Annotated in this window: 18 protein-coding genes and 1 tRNA gene; 2 read left to right on the top strand and 17 right to left on the bottom strand. The window is 73.7% G+C overall.

What is annotated here, in order from left to right:
- Nucleotides 1–69 precede the first annotated feature (69 nt).
- Nucleotides 70–1,332: an acetyl-CoA C-acetyltransferase gene (locus tag GVV04_RS10675; protein ID WP_161687127.1), complete on the top strand. Its 1,263-nt coding sequence runs from the start codon at nucleotides 70–72 to the stop codon at nucleotides 1,330–1,332.
- A 41-nt stretch (nucleotides 1,333–1,373) separates the two neighbouring features.
- Here the strand turns inward: GVV04_RS10675 and GVV04_RS10670 are convergent, their stop codons facing one another.
- The 4 genes from GVV04_RS10670 to GVV04_RS10655 all read right to left on the bottom strand — a co-directional run bounded on the left by GVV04_RS10670 (nucleotide 1,374) and on the right by GVV04_RS10655 (nucleotide 3,675).
- A complete protein-coding gene (locus tag GVV04_RS10670; RefSeq protein ID WP_161687125.1) occupies nucleotides 1,374–1,694 on the bottom strand; it encodes a hypothetical protein in 321 nt (106 codons plus the stop codon).
- A 35-nt stretch (nucleotides 1,695–1,729) separates the two neighbouring features.
- Entirely contained in the window at nucleotides 1,730–2,488 is a 759-nt protein-coding gene (locus GVV04_RS10665; protein WP_161687123.1) for a Bax inhibitor-1/YccA family protein, read from the bottom strand.
- Between the two features lie 168 nt (nucleotides 2,489–2,656).
- On the bottom strand, nucleotides 2,657–3,475 hold the full coding sequence (locus GVV04_RS10660) for a Bax inhibitor-1/YccA family protein (RefSeq protein ID WP_161687121.1): 819 nt from the start codon (nucleotides 3,473–3,475) through the stop codon (nucleotides 2,657–2,659).
- Nucleotides 3,476–3,594: 119 nt separating this feature from the next.
- Nucleotides 3,595–3,675: transfer RNA gene (locus GVV04_RS10655), tRNA-Leu, on the bottom strand.
- Nucleotides 3,676–3,776: 101 nt separating this feature from the next.
- Here GVV04_RS10655 and GVV04_RS10650 point away from each other — a divergent pair.
- Nucleotides 3,777–5,669 (top strand): hypothetical protein, encoded by a 1,893-nt coding sequence (locus GVV04_RS10650; protein WP_161687119.1) that lies wholly within the window; start codon nucleotides 3,777–3,779, stop codon nucleotides 5,667–5,669.
- Between the two features lie 55 nt (nucleotides 5,670–5,724).
- Here GVV04_RS10650 and GVV04_RS10645 read toward each other — a convergent pair whose 3' ends face one another.
- The 13 genes from GVV04_RS10645 to GVV04_RS10590 form a co-directional block, all read right to left on the bottom strand.
- A complete protein-coding gene (locus GVV04_RS10645) occupies nucleotides 5,725–7,053 on the bottom strand; it encodes an NAD(P)/FAD-dependent oxidoreductase (protein ID WP_161687117.1) in 1,329 nt (442 codons plus the stop codon).
- Between the two features lie 103 nt (nucleotides 7,054–7,156).
- Entirely contained in the window at nucleotides 7,157–7,705 is a 549-nt protein-coding gene (locus GVV04_RS10640; RefSeq protein WP_161688333.1) for a hypothetical protein, read from the bottom strand.
- Between the two features lie 49 nt (nucleotides 7,706–7,754).
- On the bottom strand, nucleotides 7,755–9,131 hold the full coding sequence (locus tag GVV04_RS10635; protein WP_161688331.1) for a DUF58 domain-containing protein: 1,377 nt from the start codon (nucleotides 9,129–9,131) through the stop codon (nucleotides 7,755–7,757).
- Entirely contained in the window at nucleotides 9,128–10,135 is a 1,008-nt protein-coding gene (locus GVV04_RS10630; protein WP_161687115.1) for an AAA family ATPase, read from the bottom strand. The genes GVV04_RS10635 and GVV04_RS10630 overlap by 4 nt, the downstream gene beginning before the upstream one ends.
- Nucleotides 10,135–10,716, bottom strand: coding sequence for a hypothetical protein (locus GVV04_RS10625; protein WP_161687113.1), 582 nt, complete (start codon nucleotides 10,714–10,716; stop codon nucleotides 10,135–10,137). The genes GVV04_RS10630 and GVV04_RS10625 overlap by 1 nt, the downstream gene beginning before the upstream one ends.
- The gene (locus tag GVV04_RS10620) at nucleotides 10,713–11,462 is read right to left on the bottom strand and encodes a DUF4129 domain-containing protein (protein ID WP_161688329.1); all 750 of its coding nucleotides are present in this window, start codon (nucleotides 11,460–11,462) and stop codon (nucleotides 10,713–10,715) included. Before GVV04_RS10620 ends, GVV04_RS10625 begins: the two co-directional genes overlap by 4 nt.
- A gap of 18 nt (nucleotides 11,463–11,480) precedes the next feature.
- Nucleotides 11,481–12,194: a uracil-DNA glycosylase gene (locus GVV04_RS10615; RefSeq protein WP_161688327.1), complete on the bottom strand. Its 714-nt coding sequence runs from the start codon at nucleotides 12,192–12,194 to the stop codon at nucleotides 11,481–11,483.
- 19 nt (nucleotides 12,195–12,213) lie between these two features.
- Nucleotides 12,214–12,900, bottom strand: coding sequence for a dienelactone hydrolase family protein (locus GVV04_RS10610; protein WP_161687112.1), 687 nt, complete (start codon nucleotides 12,898–12,900; stop codon nucleotides 12,214–12,216).
- A 144-nt stretch (nucleotides 12,901–13,044) separates the two neighbouring features.
- On the bottom strand, nucleotides 13,045–13,590 hold the full coding sequence (locus GVV04_RS10605; protein WP_161687111.1) for an LppU/SCO3897 family protein: 546 nt from the start codon (nucleotides 13,588–13,590) through the stop codon (nucleotides 13,045–13,047).
- Between the two features lie 121 nt (nucleotides 13,591–13,711).
- Complete coding sequence (locus tag GVV04_RS33935; RefSeq protein ID WP_268926257.1) at nucleotides 13,712–13,837, bottom strand: hypothetical protein; 126 nt, start codon at nucleotides 13,835–13,837, stop codon at nucleotides 13,712–13,714.
- Nucleotides 13,838–13,858: 21 nt separating this feature from the next.
- Nucleotides 13,859–14,287 (bottom strand): YbaB/EbfC family nucleoid-associated protein, encoded by a 429-nt coding sequence (locus tag GVV04_RS10600; protein ID WP_161687110.1) that lies wholly within the window; start codon nucleotides 14,285–14,287, stop codon nucleotides 13,859–13,861.
- A gap of 57 nt (nucleotides 14,288–14,344) precedes the next feature.
- The gene (locus GVV04_RS10595; RefSeq protein WP_161687109.1) at nucleotides 14,345–14,992 is read right to left on the bottom strand and encodes a WXG100 family type VII secretion target; all 648 of its coding nucleotides are present in this window, start codon (nucleotides 14,990–14,992) and stop codon (nucleotides 14,345–14,347) included.
- 24 nt (nucleotides 14,993–15,016) lie between these two features.
- Nucleotides 15,017–15,322, bottom strand: coding sequence for a hypothetical protein (locus GVV04_RS10590; RefSeq protein ID WP_161687108.1), 306 nt, complete (start codon nucleotides 15,320–15,322; stop codon nucleotides 15,017–15,019).
- Nucleotides 15,323–15,395 lie beyond the last annotated feature (73 nt).

Genomic DNA, 15,395 nt, shown 5'->3' with positions numbered 1-15,395 from the left:
CTCCGGGGTGACATTTCCCGCTGGGTGGGACGCTTCCCCGGCATGTTACCGGCGAGTTAACGTTGGTTCATGCCGACCGAGTCGTCCCGCGACGCCGTCATCGTCGCCACCGCCCGTTCCCCCATCGGCCGGGCGCACAAGGGTTCCCTGCGCGACGTCCGCCCCGACGACCTCGCCGCCACCATCGTCCGGGCCGCCCTGGACAAGGTCCCCCAGCTCGACCCCACCGAGATCGACGACCTCTACCTGGGCTGCGGCCTGCCCGGTGGCGAGCAGGGCTTCAACATGGCCCGGGTGGTCGCCACCCTGATGGGCCTGGACGGCCTGCCGGGCGCCACCCTCACCCGGTACTGCGCCTCCTCGCTGCAGACCACCCGGATGGCGATGCACGCGATCCGGGCCGGCGAGGGCGACGTGTTCGTCTCCGCCGGGGTCGAGATGGTCTCCCGGTACGCCCGGGGCAACTCCGACGGGCTGCCGCCCGAGGCGCAGGCGTTGGTGGGTGGCGGCTGGGAGAACCCCCGCTTCGCGGCGGCGCGGGACCGGTCGACGCAGCGCGCCCAGGGCGGCGCGGAGGTCTGGACGGACCCGCGCGAGTCCGGCGAGCTGCCCGACATCTACCTGACCATGGGGCAGACCGCCGAGAACCTGGCCCAGGTGCACGACGTGACCCGCGCCGACATGGACGCCTTCGGCGTGCGCAGCCAGAACCTGGCCGAGAAGGCGATCGCCGACGGCTTCTGGGCCCGCGAGATCACCCCTGTAACGACCCCGGACGGCACCGTGGTCAGCGCCGACGACGGGCCTCGGGCCGGGGTCACCCTGGAGGGGGTCGCCGGGCTGAAGCCGGTGTTCCGCCCCGACGGCCGGATCACCGCCGGCAACTGCTGCCCGCTCAACGACGGCGCGGCCGCCGTGGTGATCATGAGCGCCCAGCGGGCCCGGGACCTGGGCATCACCCCGCTGGCCCGGATCGTCTCCACCGGGGTCACCGCCCTGTCCCCCGAGATCATGGGTCTCGGCCCGGTCGAGGCGTCGCGGCAGGCCCTCGCGCGGGCCGGGATGACCATCGACGACGTCGACCTGGTCGAGATCAACGAGGCGTTCGCCGCTCAGGTGATCCCCTCCTACCGGCAGCTCGGCATCCCCGAGGAGAAGCTGAACGTGATGGGCGGGGCGATCGCCGTCGGCCACCCGTTCGGCATGACCGGCGCCCGGATCACCGGCACCCTGCTCAACGCCCTGGACTGGCACGACGGGTCGGTCGGCCTGGAGACCATGTGCGTCGGCGGCGGCCAGGGCATGGCCATGGTCCTCGAACGCCTCGGCTGACACTGGCGGGTCGGGCGGACACCGGCCCGGCCTGGCACCGCTCAGAGCGCGGTACGGGTCGCCGTCACCTCGGCGGCGGCCCGGGCCAGCAGGTCGGCGGCCGGGGCGGCGGCCAGCAGGTCGGCGCTGACCACCCGGAGCTGGTCGGGCAGGGCGAGGTCGTTGCCGAGCCGGGGCACCGCCCGCCGTGGCTGCCCCTCGGCGTCGGCGGCGAGGTTCGCGAGCTCCTGCACCAGCCGGTGCACCAGGTCGGCCCGGGAGACGTTGCCGTCCCCGGCGGACGCCGCCCAGCGCGGTTGCTGCCAGTGCCCGACCTGACGGGCCAGCAGTCCCACCGCCCGGTCCAGTTCCGCTGCGCTCACCCCGCCGAGTCTACGAAAGGCCGCCGGCCGGCCGGTCAGCGGCGCAGGTAGCTGAGCAGTCGCAGCAGCTGCCAGTAGAGGAAGACCAGGCCGGAGAGCAGCCCGAACGCGCAGTACCACGCGTACCGGCGGGGCAGGCCCGCGCGGACCGACCGTTCGACCAGGTCGAAGTCGAGGATGAAGCTGAACGCGCCGGCGATGATCGCCACCACCGAGAACAGGTACGACAGCCAGCCGACCCCGGAGGTCAGGCTGTACACCTCCAGCCCCTGCCGGCCGGTCAGCAGGTACGCGACCAGGTTGACCACGCCGATCGCGACGATCCCGAGCAGCGTGCCGGCCACCAGCCGGGCCAGCCGCGGGGTGGCCCGGACCACCCGGGCCCGGTACAGCAGCGACATGCCGAGGAAGACGCCGGACGTGCCCACCACGGCCTGCACCACGATCCCCGGGTAGACCAGCTCGAACGCCCGGCTGGCCACCCCGAGCAGCAGCCCCTGGAGCACCGCGTACCCGGCGATCAGCGCCGGGTTGGTGCTCCCGCGCAGCGAGATGACCAGCGCCAACGCGATCGCCGCCAGCGCGGAGCCGGCGAGCGCGGCGGAGATCCACACCGCCTGCGGGACGACGAACCAGGCGACCGCCGCCGTGGCGACGGTGAGCAGCAGCAGCCCGACGGTGCGCGCCACCACGTCGTCGACGGTCATCGCCTCGGCACCGCCGAGCCCGAGCACCTCGCGCTCCCGTCGGCGGGTGTCGTCCAGCCGGTCCAACACCGGGTTGGAACTGCGCACCGTCACCTCCTGGCCGACGTACCCCTCGCAGTCACTCTGCCCCGGCGGGGTCGGCGGCGGCGGGCAAACGCCGGGCCCGGCTCCCGGCGGCGGCGGGCGGCGGCGGGCCCGCAGACGACGGCGCCCGCCGCCGCGGGTCGCGGGGGCGGGCGCCGTCGGCGACGCGGGTCAGTCGTCGCCCTGGAAGAAGCTCAGCAGGCGCAGGATCTCGATGTAGAGCCAGACCAGGCTGACCAGGATGCCGAACGCGGCCGTCCAGGAGTAGCGCTGGGGCAGGCCCATCCGGACGCCCTGCTCGATCTCGTCGAAGCTGAGCACGAAGCTCAGCGACGCGACCACGATGCAGACCAGGCTGAAGCCGATCGCCAGCGGGCTGCCGTCGCGCAGGCCCGTGTTGACGCCGAACAGCGCCAGCACCAGGTTGATCATCATCACCGCGAAGAGGCCGACCATCGCCGCGGCCATGCCCCGGACGAACTTGGGCGTCGCCCGGATGACCCGCGCCTTGTAGAGCATGGCCATCAGGAAGAACACGCCGAAGCTGGCCACCACGGCCTGGAGCACGATGCCGTCGTAGAGCGAGTTGAAGGCCTTGCTCACCATGCCGACGAAGACGCCCTCGACGACGGAGTACGCGACGACCAGCGCCGGGTTCGCCATCCGGGAGAACGAGATGATCAGGCCGAGCACCAGGCCGACCACTGCGGCGCCGATCCAGGCGACGCTGAGCAGCGAGTCCGGCACGAGCACCCAGGCCGCCGCGGCGGACACGCCGAGGATGCCGAGGAGCGTGACGGTCTTGACCACCACGTCGTCGATGGACATCGGCGTCACGGTGGGCGGCGCGGCCGGGTAGCCGGTCGCGCCCGGGTACTGCTGTGGGGGATATCCGGGCTGCCCGTAGGGCCCGTTCGGGGCGTACCCGGTGGCGCGCTCCCGCTCGGCCGCCTGGCCTAGTCGGGCGAGCACCGGGTTCGAAGTCTTCACTGTCTGGCCTCCCTCAGGGGGTCGTCGCACGTGAACGTGCCCTTCAAGGGTAAACGCCGCGATCGACGCCGTGGAGATCACCGAGCGAGGCAGGAGCTGTGAAGAAGCTGAGAGGCGGGTGCCCGGGGCGGGGGTCGAACCCGCACGCCTTGCGGCAGCCGCTTTTAAGGCGGCCGTGTCTGCCGTTCCACCACCCGGGCGGGCCACGCCGACGCGTCGACACGCGCCGGTTCAGTGTCACCGTAGCGGGTCCACGTCGACCGGGCGTACCCCGTCGCCGCCGCCGCACTAGGGTCGGGGCGTGAGCAGCGCAGCCCCCACGGCCCCCGACGCCGCCCCCGAACAAGCCCTCCCTACCGACGCCCCTGCTCCGGCCGGTTCCCGGTGGGCCAGGCTCCGGTCCGCCGCCGCCCGAAACCGGGCGGACCTGCTCGTCGGGCTGCTCTTCGCGGCCCTCGCGGTCTGGCTCACCCACGGCCTGTGGCCGGACCCCGCCGGCCGGGTCCTGGCGCTCAACCCGGAGGACCAGGCCCTGTACGAATGGTTCCTGGCCGTCGACTCGCGCGCCCTGCTCGGCGACTTCGGTCTGCTCACCGACCGGCTCAACGCCCCGGACGGGGTGAACCTGATGGCCAACACCACGGTCATCGCGCTCGGCGTGCTCTTCGCCCCGGTGACCCTGCTGCTCGGCGCGCCGGTCACCTTCGCCCTGCTCGCGGCGCTCAACCTGGCCGGCACCGCGCTCGCCTGGCACCTGCTCTTCACCCGGGTCCTGGGGGCCCGCCGGTTGGCCGCCGCGCTCGGCGCCGGGCTGTGCGGCTTCGGCCCGGGGATGATCTCGCAGACCAACAGTCACCTGCACATGACCGCGCAGTGGCTGGTCCCGGTGATCGTCTGGCTGGTGGTCCGGCTGCTGCGCGCCGCCGACCCGCTGGGCCGGGCCGGCCGCCCCCGGGGCCGGGCGGGCGACGTGCCCGACGCGGGCGGGACGGGACCGGCCCGGGTCGGCCCGGACCGGCGCCGGATGCTCACCTCCGCCGTCGGCCTGGCCGCCGCCGTCAGCGTCCAGGTCTTCGTCGGCGAGGAGGTGCTCTTCCTCTGCGCGGTGACGCTGCTGGTGATGGCCGTCGCGTACGCGCTGGCCGACCGGGCGCTGCTGCGCCGGGCGCTGCCCGGCTTCGCCGGCGGGATGCTGCTCGCCGCCGGGCTGGCCCTGCTCGTGCTGGCGTACCCGCTGTGGTTCCAGTTCGCCGGCCCGCTGGGCGTCTCGGACGGAATGTTCAGCCCGCACTACTTCTCGGCCGACCTGAGCAGCTGGTGGACCGTCTCCCCGCTGTCGGTGGTGGGCAGCGACGAGGCGGCCCGCCTCACCACCGGGCCGGCGGAGTACAACGCCTTCCTCGGCTGGCCGCTGCTGGTGGTCACCTTCGGGTGCGCGATCTGGCTGGGCCGCCGTCCGCTGGTGATCGCCTGCGCGGCGGGGGCGCTGACGATGGGCGCGCTCTCGCTCGGCCCGGACGTGGTCCTCGGCGGCGACCGGACCTCCGTCCCCGGCCCGTACGCCCTGCTCGGCGGCCTGCCGGTGGTCGACGGCGCGCTGCCGATGCGGTTCGCCCTGGGGGTGCTGCCGTTGACCGCGACGCTGCTGGTGCTGGCCGTGGACCGGGCGCTGCGCGACGCCGGGACGAACCGCCGGCTGATCCCGGCGGCGGTCGGGATCGCGCTGCTGCCGGTCCTGCCGGCGCCGCTGCCCACCGCCGAGCGGCCGGCGCTGCCCGAGTTCGTCACCGGCGGCCACTGGCGGGAGTGCGTCCGGCCCGGCGGGGTGCTGGTGCCGGTGCCGCTGCCCACCCCGAAGGATCCGTGGCCGATGCGCTGGGCGACCGCGGCGGACGCGGCCTTCGGCCTGCCGGAGGGCTTCTTCATCGGCCCGTACGGCCGCGGCGACACGGCCGCCATGGGCACCTGGAAGCGGCCCACGTCGGCCCTGCTCACGGACGTGGCGCAGCAGGGCGGCCGGCCCGTGATCGGCGACGCGGAGCGCCAGCAGGCCGCCCGGGACGCCGACCGCTGGGGCGCGTCCTGCTTCGCGCTGGCCGAGGGCACGCCGCGCGCCGACGAGCTGCGGGCCGTCCTGGACCAGCTCTACGGCCCGTCCACCCGGATCGCCGACGCCTGGATCTGGCGGGTCTGAGCGGCCCGACGAAGAAAGCCCCCTCGTCGGCGAGGGGGCTTTCTTCGTGCGACTACTAAACGCGGGGGGCGACCGGCTGGGACGCCTCGACGAACTCCTCGCGCGGATCGTGCAGCTGGCCCAGGGCGACCACCTCGCGCTTGAGGAAGAACGCCAGCGACCAGTCGACCACGACCCGGATCTTGCGGTTGAACGACGGGATCCGGCTCATGTGGTACGTCCGGTGCATGAACCACGCCGGCAGGCCGGTCATCTTGATGCCGTACACCTGGGCCACGCCCTTGTACAGGCCGAGGCTCGCCACGCTGCCCGCGTGCTTGTGCGCGTAGTTCACCGGCTCGCGCCCGCGGACCACGTTCGCGATGTTGTCGGCCATCCGGGCGGCCTGGCGCACCGCGTGCTGGGCGCTCGGCGAGCAGAAGTTACCCGGCTCCTTGGTCAGGTCCGGCACCGCCGCGCAGTCGCCGGCGCTCCACGCGCCCTCGACCACCCGGTCGCCGTCGACGACCTGGAGGGTCGGCAGGCAGGTGACCCGGCGGCGCTCGTCGCGCGGGAAGTCGGTCGCGTCGAGCATCGGCGACGGCTTGACGCCGGCCGTCCAGACGATCGTGTCGGAGCGGAAGCTGTCACCGTCGGAGAGCTTCACCACCCCGTCGACGCAGGACTCCAGGCGGGTGTCCAGCCGGATGTCCATGTTCCGCTTCAGCAGCTGCTGCACCGTGTAGGCGCCCATGTCCCGGTCGACCTCGGGCAGCACCCGCTGGGTCGCCTCGACCAGCACCCAGCGCATGTCCTCCGGCTTCAGCTCCGGGTAGTAGCGCAGGGCGTCCCGGGCCATGTCCTCCATCTCGGCCAGCGCCTCGATGCCCGCGTACCCGCCGCCGACAAAGGTGAACGTCAGCGCGCTGCGCCGGACGTCCGGATCCGGCGTGGCGGCCGCCACGTCGAGCCGGTCCAGCACGTGGTTGCGCAGGAAGATGGCCTCGCCGATGGTCTTGAAGCCGATGCCGTGCTCGTGCAGGCCGGGAATCGGCAGCGTCCGGGAGACCGCGCCGGGGGCCACGATCACGTGGTCGTAGGCGATCTCCGTGGTCGGGCCGCTGATCGGCTGCACCGTGGCCACCTTGCGGTCGTGCTCGATCCGCGTGACCGTACCCGCCATCACCTTGCACCCGCGCAACGCCCGCCGCAGTGGCACCACGGAGTGCCGGGGGGAGATGTTGCCCGCCGCCGCCTCCGGGAGGAACGGCTGGTAGGTCATGTGGGGCTGCGGGTCGACGACGACGACCTCCGCCTCACTTGAGGAGAGCTTCTTCGACAGACGCAGGGCGGCGTAGAGACCGACGTGCCCGGCACCGACGACAAGGATCCGCTTCGGGTTCACGTCATCTATCTTTCCCCGGGCGACTCGGCTAATCCCGCCCGAGACCCCGTTCTGTGACGGAGCACAACACCTGTGAGCTGCGCGACGTCCCCCCGCCGTCCCGCTATCTGCGACGCAACAGCCACCCCAGCAGCGCACTGAGCGCCACCGCGACCAGCAGTCCCACCACGGTCGCGGCGAGGAAGCCACGGTTCCCGCCGACGCCCGACACCTCGACCAGGAGCACCCCGAGCACGGCCGAGGCGAGCAGCACCCCGCCGGCCCGGGTGAGCCAGCGCACGATCAGTTCCGGGTCCACCACCGCGTCGTACGGCAGCAGGGCTGCCAGCGCGCACAGCGAGTGGGCCAGGTAGAGCGCCGTCGCCACGGCGAGCAGCCGCCACAGCGCGACCGGCCGGCCGTATCCCTCGGTGGCCAGCAGCCATCCGCCCACCGTGACCAGGGCGGCGAAGGTCGACCAGACCCGGCGCGGCCCGACCGCCGGCAGCAGCGCCACCACCGCGAGGGCAGCCAGCGGCCGCCCGGTGAGGACCTGCACCGGGTACGCCAGCAGCAGGCCCGCCAGCACCATGCCGAAGATCCCGGCGCGGACCAGCAGCGGCGCCAGGCTCACCCGGTAGACCGCCGAGCGCGCGGCTTTGGCCCGTTCCATCACCACTTCGACCGGTTTCACCGGTTCCGTCCCCTCGTCCTCGCGGCCGTCACCGGGCACCCACCCGGGGGGCGGTGGCGAGCCGGGCCACGTCCCGCAGCACCTGGTCCAGGCTGCCCGCGCCGGCCCAGCGGACCACCGGAACCCCGTGCTCGCGGAGCTGGCCGATCATGGTGTCCCGGTCCAGCCGCCACAGCCGGAAGGCCACCTCGGCCCAGCCCTGCCGGCCCGGCGGAGCGAGGTCGGCCGGGAGCGTGTCCACGGCCACCACGAACCGCCCGGACCGGGCCAGCTGGGCGAGCATCTGAGCGGACCGCTCGTCCAGCAGTGGGGTGAGCACCACCACCAGCGCGTCCGAGGAGAGCAGTTGCGGGCCGAAGACCTGGTCGTACGGCTCGTGCGGGGACGACTCGGCCCGCACGTCGAGCAGCCACTCCAGCACCGTCAGGTACTGCCGGCGGCCGGCGGCGGCGCGCAGCCGGCGGGCGGCCGGCCCGTACTCCAGCATCGCCACCCGGTCGCCCCGGTGCAGATAGTGCTCGCCGATCGCGGCGGCGGCCCGGACCGTGGTGTCGAGCACCGAGGCGGCCCCGCCGACGCCCCCGGAGCGGCCCGCCTCGGCGAGCACGTCCAGCAGGACCACCACCTCGGCGTCCCGGTCCGACAGGGTGGCCGCCACGTGCAGCTGCCGGGCCCGCAGCGAGACCCGCCAGTCGATGCGGCGCAGCCGGTCGCCAGGGCCGAAGACCCGCACGCCGGCCAGCTCACCGCCCTCGCCCGGGCGGCGGGAGTGGTGCGCGCCGACCAGGCCCGCAGCCCGGGGCATCGCCTCCACCGCCTCGAACGGCTCCGTCCTCGGGTACACCCGCACCCGGGCCGGCTCGGTGACCGCCGCCCGGGAGACCAGCAGCCCGCCCGCGGCGGCCACCCGGGCACCGGCCGGGCCGACGAGGTGCCGGCCCCACCGCCGCGCCTTCCCGGTCAGCTCCAGGTCGACGGCGGTGCCGGTGTCCACGACGGTGACGAAGGGCCGGTCCACCCCGCTGCGGGACAGGTCGACCCGCGCCCCGCCGACCTGGGCGCGCTCGACCAGCAGCCAGGGCGAGACGCGGGTGCGCACCACGACGACGTCGTACCCGACGGTGTCCGGGTTGCCGACGGTAACCGTGCCGGTGAACTCGCCGCCCTCGACCAGGTGCCCCTCGTCGGCGGCGACCCACACCTGCGGCCCGGCGCTCGGCCGGCGACGCAGCGCGTACGCGGTGCCGAGCGCGAACGGCGCGGCCAGCACGACCAGGTCGACCCGGCCGAGCAGCACCCCGGCGATCAGCAGCAGGCCGGTGAGCAGCACCGCCCGGCCGAGCGCCCGGGTCGGCGCCCAGCCCGCCGCCGGCTGCTGCCCCTCGTCGGTGGGCACGGCCGTCAGCGCCCCGGCCGGCCGGCGGCGTAGCTCGGGAGCGCGCCGCTGGCCGGGGCCGGGGTCTGGTCGAGCACCTCACCGACCACGAACGACGGGTCGACCCGGCGCAGCCACATCTCCGGGCGCAGCGTGATCCGGTGCGCCAGGGCCGGCGCGGCCACCTCCTTGACGTCCTCCGGCACCACGTAGTCCCGGCCGGCGAAGACCGCCCTGGCGCGGGCCAGCAGCAGCAGCGCCAGCGAGCCGCGCGGAGACGCCCCGACCAGCACCGACGGGTGCTCCCGGGTGGCCGCGGTCAACTGCACGATGTACCGGCCGATGGAGTCCTCCACCACCACGTCCTCCAGCGCGGCCTGCATGGCCCGCAGGGTGGCGGCGTCGACGACCGGCTTGATCTCGGCCTCCTCGCGGCGGCGGGCGATCCGCCGGCGCAGCACGTCCCACTCCTCCTCCCGGTCCGGGTAGCCGAACGACACCCGCAGCAGGAACCGGTCGAGCTGCGCCTCCGGCAGCGGGTACGTCCCCTCGTACTCGATCGGGTTGGCGGTGGCCAGGACGTGGAACGGCTCGTCCAGCCGGTAGGTGACGCCCTCCACGGAGACCTGCTTCTCCTGCATGGCCTCCAGCAGCGCCGACTGGGTCTTCGGCGGCGTCCGGTTGATCTCGTCGGCGAGCAGCAGGTTGGTGAAGACCGGGCCGGCGCGGAAGGAGAAGTCGCCGCTGCGCTGGTCGTACAGGAACGACCCGGTGACGTCGGCGGGCAGCAGGTCGGGGGTGAACTGGAGACGGCGGAAGTCCAGCCCGAGGGCCTGGGCGAAGCAGCGGGCGGTCAGCGTCTTGCCCAGCCCGGGCAGGTCCTCCAGCAGCACGTGGCCGCCGGCCAGGATGCCGGCGAGGACCAGTTCCAGGGTTTCCCGCTTGCCGACCACGACCGAGCCGACCGCGTCCAGCACCGCCCGGGCCAGGCGGCCGACCTCGACGGTGGGCAGGGTGCGGTCCACGTCGTTCATCAGATCTTCTCCAGTTCGGCGACGATCGCCGCGAGGTCGCGCGGCGACGGGGTGCGGCGGGACGGGGTGTCGAGGAACGTCGAGAGCCGGTCCCCGAGCAGGGCCCGGGCGCGGGCCGGGTCGGACTCGCGGGTGAAGCCGTGCCGCTGACGCAGCCGCTCGTCGGCCAGCTCGCCGAGGCGGGGCAGGAGCCGCTCGGCGAACCGCTCCGGCCGGCCCGACGACCAGTCCAGCGGCCGTTCCCAGCCGTTGATCGCGGCGCGCAGCGCGTCCCGGGCGGCCCAGTGGTAGTTGCCGTCCTCCTCACCGGCGGGCGCGCGGGCCCCGACCCGGGGCGGGGGCGGCGGGGCGAGCGCGGCGGTGACCCGGCGGACGGCGAGCAGCGCGACCACCCCGGCGACGACGACCGCCAGCGAGACCTGGAGGCCGACCGTGCGCAGCCCGGCGACCACGACCGCAGTGAGCGCCCCGGCGACCGCGAGGGCCCGCAGCACGCCCCTGACCCGGCCGCCCCCGGTGGCCCGGGCCTGCGGCGGCGGCTCCTCCTCGAAGGCGAGCAGGTCCTCGATGCTGGCGCTCACGCCGACGCCCCCTCGACCGGTGCGCCGGCGGCCACGGCGGTCAGCTCGCCGCGCAGCCGGCGCAGCGCGGCCCGGGCCTGGTCGCGGGTGTGTCCGTCGACGGGGCGGGTGGCGTACCGGGCCCCGCGGTAGACGTGGGCGAACTCGGCCAGCACATCGGCGCTGACGATCGCCGGGATCCCGGCCTCGGGGTCGCCGCGCAGCAGCCGGGTCACCAGGTCGGTGGAGGTGTCCCCGGTCCGCCGGGCCACCCCGGCCGCGTCGGCGGCCTCCTCCAGGCGCACCCAGCAGGCGATCACGGCGGTGCGCGGGTCGACGTCGGCGTCGTCCAGCTCGACCAGGCCGGCGTCGAGCGCGGCGACCACCTCGCGGGCGGTTCCCTCGGCGGTGCGCCGGGCCCTGCTGGACGGCAGCGCCCGGGTGGTGCGGCGGGCCACCCCCCGGACCAGGGTCCAGGTCAGGTAGCCGAGGGCAACGGCGATCGCCAGGCCGAGCAGCACCACCGCGACGGTGCCGAGCCACTCGGGGATGTGGGCGCGGGTGGCCTCCCCGGCGTCGCGCGGCTCGGCCGGGATCGAGGGCGGCGGCTGCGTCGACGGGTAGTCCGGCACGTACGGAATGTTGTCTGCGGCGGGCGGGATGCGGCTGGCACCGAGGGACGAGTGACCGGAGGCCAGCGCGGCGACGGCGAGCAGGGCGGTCACTGCGCCGACGGGCCACCATCTGCGCAGCACGCTGAGGTCCATCGCCACCGCCCCACGCCGTCAGTCCACCCCGGCCAACTGCTTCGCCCGGGCGAACACGTCGTCCAGCATCCCCGGCGTCAACCGCCCGGTGAAGGTGTTCTGCTGGCTGACGTGGTAACAGCCGAGCAGCGCCGGTGCGGTCGTGCCGGACCAGTGTGCCCCATGGCCGAACGCCGGTCGAGGGCTGGGCGGACGGACGCCGTACACCTCGCGCAGCACCGGCCACCACGCGGCCCAGGCGAACGCGCCGAGCGCGACCACGACGCGCAGGGTGGGCCTGATCAACGTGACCTCGCGGTGCAGCCACGGCGCGCAGGTGTCCCGCTCCGCCGGGGTGGGCTTGTTGTCCGGCGGAGCGCAGCGCACGGCGGCGAAGATCCGGGTGTCGCGCAGGGTCAGACCGTCGTCGGCGGCGACGCTGGTCGGCTGGTTGGCCAGGCCCGCGCGGTGCAGCGCGGCGAAGAGCACGTCGCCGGAGCGGTCCCCGGTGAAGATCCGCCCGGTGCGGTTGCCGCCGTGCGCGGCGGGGGCCAGGCCGAGAATGCCGATCCGCGCGTCGGGGATGCCGAAGCCCGGCACCGGCCGTCCCCAGTACTCCTGGTCGCGGAACGCCGCCCGCCTCGTCCGGGCGATCTCCTCCCGCCAGTCGACCAGGCGCGGGCAGGCGAAACAGTCGCTGACCGCGCCGTCGAGGTCGGCCAGGTCGGCCGCCCGCGCGGCGCGCGCGACCACCTCGACCGGGGTACGGGGCTCAGCCAAGCTTCGCCCGGAACTGTTCGAGGGTGCGGGCCCAGGCGGTGGCGGCGGCCCGCTGGTCGAAGCTCTCCGGCCGGTCCTCGTTGAAGAAGGCGTGTGCGGTGCCCGGGTAGTCGTACGTCTGGCAGGTGCCCCCGGCCGTCTCCACGGCCCGGCGGGCGGCCTGCACGCCGTCGGCGGTGGAGGTGCCGTCCGCCTCCGCACAGTGGATGACGGCGGCCTTGCCCGCGTACCCGTTCCACTGTGGGCTCATCCCGTCCCAGGGCAGTCGCGGGTAGAAGGCGGCGGTCGCCACGATCCGCTCGGACCGGGTGGCCGCCCAGAGGGCCAGGCTGGCGCCGGCACAGAACCCGACGCAACCGGCCTTGCCGGCGACCTCGGGCCGGCCGGCGAGGTACTCCGCCGCGACGGCGACGTCCGCCGCCGCCTCGTCCATCTGCGCGCTGTTCAGCATCTGCCGGGGCTCACTCGGCCGGCTGGCCGGCTGGCCGTGCCGGAAGTCCGGGGCGAGGGCGACAAAGCCGGCCTCCGCGAACCGGTCCACGACCGACCGGATGTGGGGCACGAGGCCCCACCAGTCCTGGATGACCACGACCGCCGGACTGGACGCGCCAGCGGCGGGTATCGCGAGATACCCCTCGCGCGTCCCCCCGTTGCTGGCGTAGCTCACCATCTCGCCCATCGGGTCCTCCTAGCGGTCAGTCAACGCTGGCTGGTCGCAGGGTGTGCCTACGTGCCGGTAGCCTGCCACGCGCCGGGCGGCTTGGGGAAGACGCGCGAATAGTGGTATTCACCTCCGTTCACCGGGTCGCCGGGGCGGGCCGGATCAGCTCCGGGGGGCGAGGCAGAGCAGATAGCCGGTGCCGCCGGGCGGGACGCTGCTGTACGTGTAGTAGGTGCCGCCCCGGGCGACAAAGGTCTCGCACTGGAGGCCGTCGCGTGCCCGCTCCGCGCTCTGCCCGTCGAGCCGCCCCACCACGCCGTAGACGGCCTCCGGTGAGGAGCAGTCGACGACCCGCGCCGTCGCGGACCGGTGCTGCCCGCTCTCGGCGACGTCGGGCAGGCGGGCCAGGCAGTCGCCGACCCGGGCGGAGGCGGCCCGGTCGGGCGCGAGCAGCCGGCCGGCCACGTCGTACCGCAGCCCGAGCACGACCAGCGTCCCCACCAGTACGGCCACCACGCCGAGCACGGTCAGCACCGGCAGCAGGGGGTGCCGGCGGGCTCCGCCCTCCGGATCGTCGCCGGGACCTTCGTCGGGGCCGGCGTGTTCGCCCGCCGGGGCCTCCGTCGACGCCGCCGAGCCGGTGTCGGCCGGCCCCCGGGTGGTGGTCTCGGTCTCGGCCGGCGTGAGGGTGCTGAGCTGCTCGTTCACGTGCTGTCCTTCCGGGGCTCCAACAGCGGACACGATAGCGACGAGCCACTCGTTCCCGCTGTCCCCTGGGACGTGACGTCCGTCCCTCGTGGACGGAGCGCGGCCGGCGCCGCGACGACGGCTACTTCCCGCCCGGGCCCCTGCCTTTGGACTTCGGGTCGTGGTGGAACCACCACCAGCCGAGCCAGACCAGCGCCAGACCGAAGATGACATACAGCACCGCGAGCAGCATCTCACCGAGACCCATCGGAGTCCTCTCCCCCGCCGGTCAGCGCCGGCTGTTGAAGCGGCTGGCCTGCACGATGGCGTCGTTTACCGAGCGCGACACCGTCTCCAGCACGCCGTCCATGCTCTTACGGATGTCGCGAGTCTCGCCGAGCACGTCGCCGAGATCGCTGGTGCCGAGCGTGTCCGACATGGCCCGGGCGATGGCTTCCTGCAGGCCCTGCTGCGCGCCGTTGAACGCCTCGGTGATCAGCTCGGCGAGGGCGTAGGAGTCCAGGCGCATGGCCCGGGAGTTGATGTCCAACTGCCGGAGCGTGCCGTCCGCGCCCAGCTCGACGGAAACCATCCCGCCGTCGGTGACGTGTCGGCAGGTGACCTCGGCCAGCAGCGTCTCCACCTCCGACAACTGCTGCATCCGCTGCTCGCTGTCGCGCAGGATGCGCTCCAGGTCCACCATGTTCGGGTCGTTCATGTCAGACTCTCCGCTGCCCTGGTGGTGGATACGTCAGTCGCCCTTGACCTCGAAGCGCTACGGTGCCTCGTAGTCGATTTGGATCTTTTTGAAGTCGAGCGCGGCGGGGATGCTGTCGTTCCGCGAGCCGATGTTGACCCACCCGTAGGCGACGGCGCCGAACATCGCTGCCACGGCCGCTGTCAGGCCGGCGAGCAGTGTGGCGACCTTGGTGGAGACCGCGGTCACGGCCAGCCCGATCTGCGCGATCGCTGCCCGCGCGGGGGCTGTGGTGAGCGGAATGACGAGGAGCGCCAGCAGACCGATCAGGATGGCCAGGCAGGCTAGGAGGAAGGCGAGCAGCGCCACGTACGAGACCATGTAGGTGTTGGAGATCACCTCCAGGGTGCCGGCGATGTCGCTGACCGCGCCCTTGAACTGCAGGATCTCGCCCTTGAAGTTGGTGAAGGAGGCGGCGAACGCGTCCTTGTCGTCGGCCTTCCAGTCACCGCCCTTGCCGAGCGCACCGTCCAGGTGGGCGGCGAACGAGGTGAGGTCGTTCGCCATCTCCTTCCAGGCCGTTGCCGCATCGGACATGTCGTTCGGGTTGGCCGCCATGCTGCCCACCGCGACCAGGGCAAGGACGGCGGTCTTCGCGATCTTCGCGTTCGCCTCGACCGCCTGCTTGACGGCCGCGAAGATCAGGAGGTTACCCGGGTTGAACACGCTCGCCACCCCCTTTCCACTCGGCTAACTCGACACCACGGTGTTCGCGTCCTCGACTTTGATCCAGTTGTCCCGCGCGGTGGCCAACTCCTTCAGATAGTCGTCGATGGTATTACGGACCTCGTCGAGCGCCGTCGCGGCCTTCTCGCGGGTGTCGCCGTAAGCCAGGGCGAGTGGAGTGCCGATCACACCGAAGTGCGGGAAGGGAATCTCGGTCTCCGCGAGCCTGGCCTTGATCGCGTCGATCCCATTCGGGCCGGACACGACGTTCTTCTGGAGGTGTTCCCGGATGTCCTCGATCGCTTCCGACGAGACGTGCTTGCTGGTCATCCGAAATCAACGCTCCTTCGTCGACGGCCCGCAGGCGGCACCGGGCAAACTCTAGCAAAGACGCCCGCCGGTG

The organism is Micromonospora rubida, from assembly GCF_009908295.1.
In the GTDB taxonomy this organism is placed as follows: Bacteria; Actinomycetota; Actinomycetes; order Mycobacteriales; family Micromonosporaceae; genus Micromonospora; species Micromonospora rubida.
This window is presented reverse-complemented; position numbering and strand designations above follow the sequence as displayed.

What these genes read in the sequence shown, in the direction of transcription:
- GVV04_RS10675 (WP_161687127.1), top strand. Translation starts at nt 70, where the DNA reads ATGCCGACCGAGTCGTCCCGCGACGCCGTCATCGTCGCCACCGCCCGT.
- GVV04_RS10640 (WP_161688333.1), bottom strand. Translation starts at nt 7,705, where the DNA reads ATGGAACGGGCCAAAGCCGCGCGCTCGGCGGTCTACCGGGTGAGCCTG.
- GVV04_RS10630 (WP_161687115.1), bottom strand. Translation starts at nt 10,135, where the DNA reads ATGAACGACGTGGACCGCACCCTGCCCACCGTCGAGGTCGGCCGCCTG.
- GVV04_RS10620 (WP_161688329.1), bottom strand. Translation starts at nt 11,462, where the DNA reads ATGGACCTCAGCGTGCTGCGCAGATGGTGGCCCGTCGGCGCAGTGACC.
- GVV04_RS10610 (WP_161687112.1), bottom strand. Translation starts at nt 12,900, where the DNA reads ATGGGCGAGATGGTGAGCTACGCCAGCAACGGGGGGACGCGCGAGGGG.
- GVV04_RS33935 (WP_268926257.1), bottom strand. Translation starts at nt 13,837, where the DNA reads ATGGGTCTCGGTGAGATGCTGCTCGCGGTGCTGTATGTCATCTTCGGT.
- GVV04_RS10600 (WP_161687110.1), bottom strand. Translation starts at nt 14,287, where the DNA reads ATGAACGACCCGAACATGGTGGACCTGGAGCGCATCCTGCGCGACAGC.
- GVV04_RS10590 (WP_161687108.1), bottom strand. Translation starts at nt 15,322, where the DNA reads ATGACCAGCAAGCACGTCTCGTCGGAAGCGATCGAGGACATCCGGGAA.